Source organism: Acinetobacter sp. YH01025 (genome assembly GCF_013420185.1).
Classification (GTDB): domain Bacteria; phylum Pseudomonadota; class Gammaproteobacteria; order Pseudomonadales; family Moraxellaceae; genus Acinetobacter; species Acinetobacter indicus.
Genome location: NZ_VOYR01000007.1, coordinates 55,379 through 68,076, shown reverse-complemented (window position 1 = coordinate 68,076; position 12,698 = coordinate 55,379). Strand labels below are relative to the sequence as shown.

Sequence of the window (12,698 nt, the reverse complement as noted above, 5' to 3'; positions counted from 1 at the left end):
TTTTGTATTCTTAAGCGAGATTTGAGCTTGAAAAACTGCGTTGAGCAAGAAAATTATAGCGATTTTGTAAATCAAAACCAGTCGACATAATTTAGTGAAAAATGCAGGAAACTTAACAATTTCGGTGAATTAATAATAAAACTAGTTTAAACTTTCAAAACTGTTGAAAAAAACAATGAGCCGCTTGGTGAAAAAAAGTAAATAAACTTTCAAGCTCATACGATTGTGATTACAATTGAGCGCTTATAAAGAACTTTCATTAGCCATATTTGGATTGAAGAATTAGACCGTGACTGATGCAGCGCAAACCAAGCCTAAACATGTGATGATGATGGCCGCAGGCACTGGTGGCCATGTGTTCCCAGCCCTAGCCGTGGCAAAAGAACTCCAGCAGCAGGGAATCCATGTGTCCTGGTTAGCAACGCCTACAGGCATGGAAAACCGTTTATTACAAAACCAGAATATTCCGATTTATCAGATTGATATTCAAGGCGTGCGCGGTAACGGGCTGGCACGCAAACTGATGGCGCCTTTTAAAATTCTAAAAGCCACCTTAAGCGCCATGCAGTTAATGAAAAAACACAAAGTAGAGGCTGTCGCCGGCTTTGGTGGCTATGTGGCTGGACCGGGTGGTCTGGCCGCACGTCTGCTTGGTATTCCGGTCATTATTCATGAGCAGAATGCAATTGCCGGCTTTACCAATACCCAGCTGTCGCGTATTGCCAACACTGTTTGTCAGGCGTTCCCGGATACGTTTCCGGCCAGCACTAAAATTGTCACCACTGGCAACCCGGTGCGTAAAGAAATTAGCGCGACTCTAACCCCATCCTGGCGTTATCAGGAACGTGAAAAAGCAGGTTTGCCGCTGCGTATTTTAATTGTTGGCGGCTCTTTGGGCGCGCAGGCACTGAATGAACGTGTCCCTGAAGCCTTAAAACAGCTGAATGTACCTTTAAATGTGTATCATCAGTGTGGGCAAAATCATGCAGACAGCACCCGAGCGCGTTATGCCAACAAGCCGGACAGCTTAACGGTTGAAGTGCAACCCTTTATTGAAGATATGGCACAGGCCTATAGCGATGCCGATCTGATTATCTGCCGGGCCGGCGCACTGACGGTTACGGAAATTGCAACCGCGGGTGTGGCTGCGGTATTTGTGCCCTTGCCAAGCGCTGTGGATGACCATCAGACGGCCAATGCACAATTCCTGGCCAAGACGGGCGCGGCAAAAATCTGTCCGCAAGCCAGCATGACCCCGGACAGCTTAAAAGAACTGTTAATGCCGTTGATGAACCGCCAACTGCTCTCTGAAATGGCCAGCAAGGCGCGTCAACAGGCACAACCTAATGCAACCCAACATGTGGTTGCTTTAATTCAAGATTTGTAAACCGAGTAAACTATGTCTCCATCTATCCCTGCTGATCAAGTAAAAGAACTGATTAAAGTGCCTGAAATGCGTCGTATCAAACATATCCACTTTGTCGGGATTGGCGGCGCCGGGATGTGTGGCATTGCCGAGGTATTAAAAAACCAGGGCTATGATGTTTCCGGTTCAGATATTAAAGCCTCAAAAACTACAGCCCAGCTGGAAGAAAATGGCATTCGGGTGTTTATTGGTCATAGCGCAGATAATATTCAGGGCGCCAATGTACTGGTAGTCTCTACTGCAATTGATCCGGAAAACCCGGAAGTTAAAGCCGCTATTGAGAGCCGTATTCCGGTGGTGCGCCGTGCTGAAATGCTGGGTGAGCTGATGCGTTATCGTCACGGGATTGCCGTGGCCGGAACACATGGTAAAACCACCACCACCAGCCTGGTTACCTGTATGCTGGCAGAAGAAAATCTGGACCCGACTTACGTGATAGGCGGTTTGCTGAACCGTACCGGGGTTAATGCTGCACTGGGTGCGAGCCGTTATATTGTGGCTGAAGCCGATGAATCAGATGCATCTTTCCTGCATCTGGAGCCAATGGCAGCGATTGTCACCAATATTGATGCCGACCACATGGATACTTATGGCGGCAGCTTTGACAAGCTAAAAGATACCTTTATTGAATTCCTGCACAAACTGCCATTCTATGGTTTGGCAGTGGTTTGTGGTGATGATGCCAACATCCGTGAAATTATGCCGCGCATTGCCCGTCCGGTGCTAACCTACGGCTTTAATGAAGACAATGATATTCGCGCAGTCGATGTTGATCAGGACGGTATGCGTACCCACTTTACCGTATTGCGTAAAGACCGCGAGCCACTGCGTGTTACCGTGAATCAACCAGGTCTGCACAATGTACTGAATGCCTTGGCCGCCATTGGTGTGGCGACGGATGAAGGTGTTTCTGATGGTGCGATTTGCCGTGCACTGGAAGGCTTTAGTGGTGTAGGTCGCCGTTTCCAGGTGCAAGGTGAATTTGAACTGGACGGTGGCAGCATCAAACTGGTCGATGACTATGGTCACCATCCTAAAGAAGTGGAAGCCACCATTAAAGCAGCGCGTCAGAGCCATCCGGACCGCCGTCTGGTGATGTTGTTCCAGCCGCACCGTTTTAGCCGTACCCGTGACTGTTTTGATGACTTTGTTGAAGTGTTATCGCAGGTCGATCAACTGCTGTTGCTGGAAGTGTATCCTGCCGGTGAAAAAGCCATTGTGGGTGCCGACAGTCGCAGTCTGGCACGCAGTATCCGTCTGCGTGGTCAGGTTGAGCCGATCCTGATTGATCCGGTTGAAGGCAATCTGGAAACACTGGTACAAAAAGTGTTACAACCGAATGATTTATTATTGACCCAAGGTGCGGGTAATGTAGGAGCAATCTCCATCGAGCTTGCTCAAAATAAATTGTATTTAAAATAATCACCCAAAGTGATATTTGAATTTGGTCGCTCAGTGTAAAGTTTAAGGATATAAACGTGTCAAATGCTTCAAAGTTCGGCAAAGTTGCCGTGTTATTTGGTGGAAAATCTGCCGAGCGTGGGGTGTCTCTGGATAGTGGACAGGCAGTGCTCGATGCGCTGCTGCGCGAAGGCGTTCAGGCAGAAGCGTTTGACCCGAAAGATCGTAGTGTGACCGAACTGGTCAACTATGATCGTGCCTTTATTGTCCTGCACGGCCGCGGCGGTGAAGATGGCCAGATTCAGGGTGTACTGGAATGGCTGAATGTGCCGTATACCGGTACTGGCGTACAGGGTTCAGCCATTGGCATGGACAAGGTCAAAACCAAACAGGTCTGGCAAGGTTCCGAGCTGCCAACAGCGCCGTATCGTATTGTCACCAAAGATTCAAACCCGGCTGATATTGTCGCTGCATTGGGTTTACCACTGATTATCAAGCCGGTACATGAAGGTTCCAGTATTGGCATGAGCAAAGTCGAACGTATTGAAGACTTTGCTGAAGCGATTGCCAAAGCCACCGAGCATGATGCAGTGGTGATGGCTGAAAAATGGATTACCGGTCGCGAGTTCACGATTGTCTTACTGAACGGTCAGGCCTTGCCGGTGATTCGTCTGGAACCGCCTAAAGATGTGGCGTTCTATGACTATGAAGCCAAATACAACCGTAATGATGTGCAATACGGCATTCCATGTGGCTTAACCGAGTCGGAAGAGCAGCAGTTACAGGTCTTGGCCCTGCGTGCGTTCCAGGCGGTAGGTGCCAGCGGCTGGGGCCGTATTGATGCAATGCAGGATGAACAAGGCAATTTCTGGCTGCTTGAAGTCAACACTGTACCGGGCATGACCAGTCACTCACTGGTGCCAAAAGCCGCGCAGGCGGTGGGCTACAGTTTTGATGCCTTGTGCGTGGCAATTCTTGAACAAACCTTAACGGATGCGACCCACTAAGCCATGGCTCAACTTCCTGCTTCCATGCGCCGTAAACGCGCAGCGATTACCTCGATTCACGATAAGCCACCGACGCGTAAAGAAAAGCTGACGAACCTGGGTGGATGGGTATTGCTGTGCGTGGCGATTGTGGTATTGGCAGCAGGAATCTATGGTCTATATAAAGTCATGACCGATGCACGCGTGGCTGAACTGGACGTGGTCGGTACCCGTTCCAATGCCGAACTGCGCCAGGTCATGACCCATGTTTCGCCAGTGGTCACAGATAACTATTTTACTTCCGATCTGGAACAGATTCGTGATACCGCACTGGAACTGTCCTGGGTCGATCGGGTGGTGGTGTCACGCGCCTGGCCGAATGCCATCCGTTTACGGGTCATGCCACGCCATGCGATTGCGCGCTGGGGCACCGGACGTTTACTCAGTGACAGCGGTGATGTGTTTTCGGAAGTGACACCCAAGAATAATCAGCATCTGCCGTTATTACATGGCCCGATGCATCAGTCCAAAATGATGATGCGTCGCTATAATGAAATTAACCAGTTATTTTTACCGGTGAATCTGCGTTTAAAAGAGTTATATCTCACCGACCGGATGACCTGGTTTATGCAGTTTGATTCTGGCCTGCGGGTGATTGTGGATCAGGATCAGACCATGAGTAAATTGCAGCGTCTGAGTCATCTGGCGCAAAGTGACTTCAAGCCGGTATGGTCCAGGATTTCTGCAATTGACCTGCGTTACCGCAATGGTCTGGCGATCCAGTGGAAAAACTCGGTGGCACCAAAAATTGCCAATGGTCATTTTGTTGTAACGATTGATGACACAAGCATTGCGAATGCAATAGCAGCAAAGCCATAATACTTGGCTTTAAAAATAGAGGCATTAAGCCATTAATTAAACAAACATGTGATGGTAGTAAATAAATGAGTGAAGCTGTTCCCTCGGTTGTTGCGATTGACATTGGGACACACAAAGTTTCAGTTTTGATTGGTAAGGTACACGCGCCAGACAATATCCAAGTGATTGGTATGGCTACCGCTCGTAACCGAGGCATGAATAAAGGAAAAATTGTAAGTCTCGATAAAGTCATTACAGCCATTAAAAATGCCGTTCAAGAAGCAGAAGATATGGCGGAATGCCGGGTGCATTCAGCCTGGATTTCTATTCCAAGTGCAGAATTAAAAAGTTTTTATGCTGCGGGGCGTACCCCGATTGAAAATAGTGACCACACAATTACAACAAGTGAAGTGGTTCGTGCTTTAGATCTGGCCAAAGCCAGCCATTTAACTTCAGACCATTATCTGGTCAGTGCGGTGCCATTGGGCTTTGATCTGGATGATTCCGGTGAATGGGTACAAAACCCGATCCGTATGTCGGCGCACAGCATGACCGGTCATTATCAGCTGATGATGCTGCCGATTAGCACCATGCAGAATCTGGACCGTGCCTTAAAAGGGGCCAATATTGGTGTAGAAAAAATGGTGGTGTCGCATCTGGCCACCGCTGAAGCCAGTTTGCTGAAAGATGAAAAAGAATATGGCGTGTGCCTGGTTGATATTGGCGCCGGTACTACCAATATTGCGGTTTATCTGGACGGCCGTCTGGCGTTGTCACAAACCCTGCAGCGTGGCGGTGAGCATGTCACTCGTGATATCGCGGCGGTATTGCAGACCACCACTGAAGAAGCCGAGCGCATTAAACTGCTTCACGGTTGCGTCGATTTAAAAGTGGTCAAACCTGATCACATGATTCAGATTCAGGGCATTGATGGTCCGCAAACCATCAGCCGGATTGAACTGTCGGAAATTATTATTGCGCGTTATGAAGAAATTTTTGCGCAAATCCGTCAGGAACTGGAAAACAGCGGCGCAATTCATGGCTTATATCATGGTGTGGTGCTGGCTGGTGATGCCTGTCAGATTGAAGGCATGGTCAGTCTGGTACGCCGTACCTTGGGCGTATCTGCGCATTTGGGCAATCCGCCGGTGCAGGTCTATGCCGATGAACCGCATCAGGCTGCCTTACGCCGTTCGCAGTATGCAACCGCAGCGGGCGTGCTGATGTATAGCCAGAGCTATAGTCAGGACACCATTGTCGAAACCGAAGACCCGGAGACCTTATCGGTCTGGGCGCGTGTAGGTCGTGCCTGGTCAGGACTCAACGAAAAACTGAAATCAATTTTTTAGTTGATTTTTTAGGGAATATTGTTAGGAAGTTGTACGGATTACCGCTTGTACTTGACAAGGCAGCCGTTGGACAGCATTCTTAAAAACAATTTTTTATTAAGATCAAGGCAGTATACGGGCTGAAGTGACTGCCAATTATGAATTAGGAAAGCTAAAGGTCATGGCCTCATTTGAATTTTTTGAAGATGATCAAACCGATAACAACGGTCAAGCCCGTTTCACTGTATTTGGTGTAGGTGGTGCAGGCGGTAACGCCGTACAGCATATGCTGGAATCAGATATCCAGGGTGTGAAATTTGTCTGTGCCAATACCGATAAACAGGCACTGGACCGCATGAATGCACAGTGCAAAATCCAGCTGGGTGAGCAAAGTACCCGTGGTCTGGGCGCAGGGGCTAATCCGCAAGTGGGTCAAACCGCTGCTGAAGAAAGCCGCGAGCTGATTCGCCAGCAGCTAGAAGGCACCGATATGGTGTTTGTGACTGCCGGTATGGGTGGTGGTACCGGTACCGGTGCTGCACCTGTTGTCGCTGAAATTGCCAAAGAAATGGGCATTTTAACTGTCGGTGTCGTAACCACACCGTTTAACTTTGAAGGTAAACGTCGTCTGCAATCTGCGGAAAAAGGTATTGAAGCTTTAGAGCAGCATGTTGATTCCCTGATCATCATTCCAAACCAGCGCTTGTTAAAAGTGTTCCGCGACATTTCCATGAAAGATGCCTATAAAAAGGCAGATGACGTGCTGTTAAATGCCGTGCGCAGTATCTTTGATTTAGTGGTACGTCCGGGTCACATCAACCTTGACTTTGCCGATTTGAAAACGGCCATGAGTACCCGTGGCTATGCCATGATGGGTGTCGGTCTGGGTCGTGGTGAAAACCGTGCCCGTCAGGCAGCAGAGCAGGCGATTCGCAGTCCATTACTCGATAACGTGACCATCATGAATGCCAAAGGTATTCTGATTAACGTGACCGGTGGTGATGACGTGACCTTTGGTGAAATTGAAGAAATTACCGATGTTGTCAACCAGATTGTCGACCTGGATGAAGGTCAGGTGTTCTACGGTACCGTATTTGATCCGGATGCGCGTGATGAAATCAGCGTGACCGTAATTGCCACTGGTTTGACCCGTAATTCAGCCGATGCCGTTGAGCCAGTCAAGCGTTCTTCAGTGGTGCAGTCTGCACAGGCAACCGCTCAACAGCCGGTTGAAGAAGATGATGTTCCGGCCATTCAGCGTCAGGCAGAGGCAGCGCCGGCCATCAATGCGACTGCAGGCAGCAGCAATAATTCACGTCCAACGCCAATGAGTATTCAGGAATATCTTAAAAATCAACAACGTAAATAATTTTTACGATATAGATTTTTATTCCAGAACTTGTAAAAGGTAGCCAAATGGCTACCTTTTTGTTTTTTATCAATGGCTAAATATGCTAACGTATAGCGGTTTTATATACAGATGAATTGAGAGCATGTTGAAACAACGTACCCTAGAACGTGTCGTGAAAGCGAGTGGTATAGGTCTGCATAGTGGACAGAAAGTCATGATTAACTTTGTGCCGCACCATGCTGACGGGGGAATCGTGTTTCGCCGTATTGACCTGAATCCACCGGTCGATATTCCGGCCGATGCCATGCTGATTCAGGAAGCCTTTATGTGCTCGAATCTGGTTCAGGACAATGCCAAAGTCGGCACCATTGAACACATTATGAGTGCGCTGGCGGGTCTGGGAATTGATAACCTGATTATCGAGGTTTCCGCCTCTGAAGTGCCAATTATGGACGGCAGTGCCGGTCCCTTCATCTATTTATTAATGCAGGGTGGTTTAAAAGAGCAGGATGCGCCAAAAAAATTCATCAAGATTTTAAAACCGGTTGAAGCGCTAATTGATGATAAACGTGCCATCTTCACCCCGCATGACGGTTTCCAGCTCAATTTCACCATCGATTTCGATCATCCCGCCTTTAAAAAAGAATATCAGTCTGCCACTATCGATTTTTCTACCGAAACCTTTGTCTATGAAGTCAGTGAAGCACGCACCTTTGGCTTTATGAAAGATCTGGATTATTTAAAAGCCAACAATCTGGCCTTGGGTGCCAGCCTGGAAAATGCCATTGGGGTCGATGACACTGGTGTGGTCAATGAAGAGGGCCTGCGTTTCTCGGATGAATTTGTTCGTCACAAAATATTAGATGCGGTAGGTGACCTGTATTTGCTCGGTCATCAAATTATTGCGAAATTTGATGGATATAAATCGGGTCATGCACTGAATAACCAGCTCTTGCGGAATGTGCAAAAAGATCCAAGCAGCTATGAAATTGTAACATTTGATGACATTAATCAATGTCCAATTCCGTATGTGAGTGTGACATAAGTCATTGTCTTTCCTTGGTGATGTTATAATGTAACATCTAAAAAAGTGAACTAATTCTCGTTTTTATCGGTTTTGTATTTTTTAGATTGGCGCAATGTTACTTTTTATTGCTTGCCAAACGTAACAAAGCTTGGCTAAGCTTAGGGTCGCTCACAAAGTCAGCAGCACCGCGAAGCATTTCCTGGGTTTCTGTACTGAGTGTTCTTGAAGATTTTTCCTGTTTTGGGGGCGTTTGCAACTGCGGTTTTAACCGGACCTGAATCTTGTGTAAATCTTGAAGTTCTGCCAATTGTGATAGCTGAGCAACATACTGTTTTTGCAAATAGGCCAGTTGACTCACCATCGCCTGATTGGTGCCAGTAATGGTAAGAATCCCTTGCTGATAACAAACAACCTGCCAAAGTTCGGGTTGGGGCAACAAGGGTTGAATAATTTGAGTAAGTTTCTGCCAGGCAGCAACTTGCGTTGAGAGAAACGTTAGGTTTCCTGTTTTTATGTGTTTTCTTGTTTGGCGAAAGACGTTACAAGGTTCGGACATACATATTTCCTTCATGTTTATGTCTTAATCTTATGCGCTCCTTTCAGTGAAGATCAAGGAAGAGATCACCAAGGAACTCTGAGTAAGAACAGTTTTTATGAGGTTTTTATGCATACGCGACGTATTTTATTAGCGTTTTCTTTGGCGGCTTCTGCGGCGTCAGTGGCTTTTGCTGATCTGGTTGACTTAAACAGCCAAAATTCATCGACAGACCGTATTGAAGAATTGACCCGCACCCTGGCACAAGGGACCTATAGCGAGTCACAAGACATCAATATTCCGGCGCAAACTGAAATTAATGTCAAACTGCGTGAAAAAACGGTTGAACTAAACAACGAATCTTTAGCGAAAAAATACGGTTCAGCGTCTTCTGCGAAATCTTATAGCGCTAATCCATATAGCTGGTTAGTGGCGCATCCTTTACCCAATGCCCGCGTGAGCTCTAACTATGGCGGTCGTACCATGAATGGTCGTGCTGAACGTCATTCAGGTTTAGATTTAGCAGCGCCAAGCGGCACACCAATTTATGCCACTGGCCCGGGTATCGTAACTAAATCAGGTTGGGGTACAGGTTATGGTCAATATGTTGAAATTAACCATGGCAATGGCTATTTAACGCGTTACGCTCATGCATCACGCTTAATTGCACGTGTCGGCGACCGTGTTGCTGCAGGTGAGCATATTGCAAACGTGGGTTGTACAGGTCGTTGTACCGGTCCTCATTTACATTATGAAGTAGTAAAAGACGGCGTTCGTAAAAACCCATCGACTTACCTGGCAATGCTGCCTTAACAGCTTGCGGCTTTTGCTCAAAAGGCCTAATTTTTGAGCACGTCATGCATTAAGACCTTATAACGATTATATTATCACTCAAAAGAATATTGTCTGTATATTAAACCGCCGCTATTGGCGGTTTTTTGTTATTTTGGGTAATAAAACGTCAATAGATATTTTTTCTCGAAATACTAGTCTAAAGTCGTATTCACCGATGGCCATACCTTTAGAAAGCAGAAATATGGTACATATAAACCATATAATTAGGATTCAGGAATGACCGACTATGGCGTATTATGGTGATACCGACGCGCAGGAAACCCAAGAGTGGCAGGACGCGTTTGATTCAGTTTTGCAGCACATGGGAACCGAGCGTGCGGCATTTTTATTAGAAAAACTTTATCAACGGGCAATCGCGAAACACGTTCCCATTCAGCGTCTAAATACGCCTTATTTAAATACCATTTCCGTTGAAGAGCAACCACCAATGCCGGGTGATCAGGATATGGAGCGTCGTATCCGCGCCCTGATTCGCTGGAATGCACTGGCGATGGTGCTGCGTGCTAACAAAACGGGCGATGATCTTGGTGGTCACCTGGCCAGTTTTGCTTCTTCTGCCACCCTTTATGATGTTGGCTTTAACCATTTCTTCCGTGCCAATAGTGATAACTTTGGCGGCGACATGATCTATTATCAAGGTCACTGTGCTCCGGGTATCTATGCACGTTCTTTCCTTGAAGGCCGTCTGACGGAAGAGCATTTAAATAATTTCCGCCGTGAAGTGGGTGGTAAAGGTCTGCCATCTTACCCACACCCATACCTGATGCCAGACTACTGGCAGTTCCCGACCGTATCCATGGGTCTGGGTCCGATCATGTCAATCTATCAGGCGCATATTCAAAAATACCTGATGAACCGTGGCCTGATCAAAGAAGAAGACCGTAAAGTCTGGGCTTATCTGGGCGATGGCGAGATGGACGAACCGGAAAGCCTGGGTGCAATCTCGCTGGCCGGTCGTGAAAAGCTCGACAACCTGATCTGGGTGGTGAACTGTAACCTGCAGCGTCTGGATGGCCCGGTACGTGGTAACGGTAAAATTATTCAGGAACTGGAATCACTGTTCCGCGGCGCAGGCTGGCGTGTAATTAAAGTGGTCTGGGGCCGTCATTGGGACCCGCTACTGGATAAAGATAAATCTGGCGCGCTGAAAGCAGTGATGGAAGAAGCGGTTGATGGTGACTATCAGCGTTATCAGGTGAAAGGTGGTGCTTACACCCGTGCGCACTTCTTTGGCCGTTATCCGGAAGCTGAAGAGCTGGTGAAAAACTTAAGCGATGAAGATATTGATAATCTGAACCGCGGCGGTCACGACCCGTACAAGGTATTTGCCGCCTATACCGAAGCGACCAAAGCCAAAGGTCAGCCAACCGTGATTCTGGCCAAAACCGTAAAAGGCTATGGTCTGTCTGAAGAAATTGAAGCGGTGAACAAAACTCACCAAATCAAGAAAATGCAGCTTGAATCACTGAAATATGTACGTAACCGTTTCAACCTGCCATTTACTGATGAGCAGCTGGAAGAAGTGCCATTCTATCGTCCAAGTGAAAACTCGCCTGAAATTAAATATATGAAGGCGCGTCGTGAAGCACTGGGCGGCTACTTGCCGGCACGTCGTAAAGACAGCGAGTCTCTCGCGATTCCTGAGCTGTCGGTGTTTGATGCAGTGCTAAAAGGTTCAAACGGTAAAGAACAATCGACCACCATGGTGATGGTGCGCCTGATCTCTGCGCTGTTAAAAGAAAAAGCCATTAAAGACCGCGTGGTGCCAATTGTTCCAGATGAAGCGCGTACCTTCGGTCTGGAAGGCATGTTCCGTCAACTGGGTATTTATGCCGCACATGGCCAGAAATATACCCCGGAAGACCAGGAACAGTTGATGCATTACCGTGAAGCCAAAGACGGTCACATGCTGCAGGAAGGGATTAATGAAGCCGGTGCAATGAGTGCCTGGGCGGCGTTGGCGACCAGTTATTCGACCAATAACCTGCCAATGATTCCGATGTACATGTACTACTCGATGTTTGGTTTCCAGCGGATTGGCGACATTGCCTGGGCAGCCGGTGATGCACAGGCGCAAGGTTTCTTGCTCGGTGCAACCGCAGGCCGTACTACCCTGAACGGTGAAGGTTTACAGCACCAGGACGGTCACTCGCACATTCTGGCCAATACCATTCCAAACTGTGTCTCTTATGACCCATGTTTCGGTTATGAACTGGCGGTTATCGTCCATGACGGTTTACAACGCATGTATGTCAATCAGGAACGTGTATTCTATTACCTGACGGTTATGAACGAGAACTACGAGCATCCTGAAATGCCGCAGGGCGTTGAAGAAGGCATCAAGCGCGGTATGTATCTGCTTGAAGAAGATGAGAAAGCCACGGTTCAGCTTCTTGGTTCCGGCGTGATTCTGCGTGAAGTGATTAAAGCCGCGAAAATCCTGCGTGAGGAATACCAGATTCACTCCAATGTCTACAGCGTGACCAGCTTCAACGAACTGGCGCGTGATGGTATGGCATGTGAAGAATACAACCGTCTGCATCCGCTAGCGGAAGAAGCCAAAGAGCCGTGGGTATCGAAACAGCTGCGTGGTACGGACGGTATTGTGGTATCTGCAACTGACCATATGCGTGCTTATAGCGAACAAATCCGTGCTTATTTGCCAGACAGCCGTCCGTTTGTGGCGCTGGGTACAGATGGTTATGGCCGTTCGGATACACGTGCCAACCTGCGTAGCTACTTTGGTGTCGATGCCGCGCACATTGTGGTGGCGACCTTGAAGAAACTGGCCGATGAAGGCGAAGTTGATGCGCGTCTGGTCAAAGATGCCATTTCAAGCTTTGAGCTGGATACCGACCGTCCGGTCGCGTGGGCACCACAGGCTACGCCTGAGCTGCACGCTGTGGCTGACTACAAAGAGGAGAACTAATC

10 protein-coding genes are annotated in these 12,698 nt (G+C 47.8%); 9 read left to right on the top strand and 1 reads right to left on the bottom strand.

Features of this window, described 5'->3' with window-relative positions:
- The first annotated feature begins 289 nt into the window (after nucleotides 1–289).
- The 7 genes from murG to lpxC all read left to right on the top strand — a co-directional run bounded on the left by murG (nucleotide 290) and on the right by lpxC (nucleotide 8,395).
- On the top strand, nucleotides 290–1,387 hold the full coding sequence (gene murG, locus FTT89_RS08830) for an undecaprenyldiphospho-muramoylpentapeptide beta-N-acetylglucosaminyltransferase (RefSeq protein ID WP_075167283.1): 1,098 nt from the start codon (nucleotides 290–292) through the stop codon (nucleotides 1,385–1,387).
- Nucleotides 1,388–1,399: 12 nt separating this feature from the next.
- Nucleotides 1,400–2,848, top strand: coding sequence for a UDP-N-acetylmuramate--L-alanine ligase (murC, locus tag FTT89_RS08825; RefSeq protein WP_016658738.1), 1,449 nt, complete (start codon nucleotides 1,400–1,402; stop codon nucleotides 2,846–2,848).
- A 56-nt stretch (nucleotides 2,849–2,904) separates the two neighbouring features.
- Nucleotides 2,905–3,834, top strand: a complete 930-nt coding sequence (locus FTT89_RS08820; protein ID WP_016658739.1) for a D-alanine--D-alanine ligase — start codon at nucleotides 2,905–2,907, stop codon at nucleotides 3,832–3,834.
- Between the two features lie 3 nt (nucleotides 3,835–3,837).
- Nucleotides 3,838–4,692, top strand: coding sequence for a cell division protein FtsQ/DivIB (locus tag FTT89_RS08815; protein ID WP_005180814.1), 855 nt, complete (start codon nucleotides 3,838–3,840; stop codon nucleotides 4,690–4,692).
- Nucleotides 4,693–4,757: 65 nt separating this feature from the next.
- Nucleotides 4,758–6,020 (top strand): cell division protein FtsA, encoded by a 1,263-nt coding sequence (gene ftsA, locus FTT89_RS08810; RefSeq protein WP_104471924.1) that lies wholly within the window; start codon nucleotides 4,758–4,760, stop codon nucleotides 6,018–6,020.
- A gap of 160 nt (nucleotides 6,021–6,180) precedes the next feature.
- Nucleotides 6,181–7,368 carry a cell division protein FtsZ gene (gene ftsZ, locus FTT89_RS08805; RefSeq protein WP_005180810.1) on the top strand — a complete coding sequence of 396 codons (1,188 nt, stop codon included), beginning with the start codon at nucleotides 6,181–6,183 and terminating at the stop codon, nucleotides 7,366–7,368.
- Between the two features lie 124 nt (nucleotides 7,369–7,492).
- The gene (gene lpxC / locus FTT89_RS08800; protein ID WP_005180809.1) at nucleotides 7,493–8,395 is read left to right on the top strand and encodes a UDP-3-O-acyl-N-acetylglucosamine deacetylase; all 903 of its coding nucleotides are present in this window, start codon (nucleotides 7,493–7,495) and stop codon (nucleotides 8,393–8,395) included.
- Between the two features lie 97 nt (nucleotides 8,396–8,492).
- On the opposite strand, the gene FTT89_RS08795 is transcribed toward lpxC, so the two are convergent.
- A complete protein-coding gene (locus FTT89_RS08795; protein ID WP_016658741.1) occupies nucleotides 8,493–8,933 on the bottom strand; it encodes a hypothetical protein in 441 nt (146 codons plus the stop codon).
- Nucleotides 8,934–9,041: 108 nt separating this feature from the next.
- Between FTT89_RS08795 and FTT89_RS08790 the strand changes: the two genes are divergently transcribed.
- Nucleotides 9,042–9,725 carry a M23 family metallopeptidase gene (locus FTT89_RS08790; RefSeq protein ID WP_005180807.1) on the top strand — a complete coding sequence of 228 codons (684 nt, stop codon included), beginning with the start codon at nucleotides 9,042–9,044 and terminating at the stop codon, nucleotides 9,723–9,725.
- A gap of 268 nt (nucleotides 9,726–9,993) precedes the next feature.
- Nucleotides 9,994–12,696 (top strand): pyruvate dehydrogenase (acetyl-transferring), homodimeric type, encoded by a 2,703-nt coding sequence (gene aceE, locus FTT89_RS08785; RefSeq protein ID WP_005180803.1) that lies wholly within the window; start codon nucleotides 9,994–9,996, stop codon nucleotides 12,694–12,696.
- Nucleotides 12,697–12,698 lie beyond the last annotated feature (2 nt).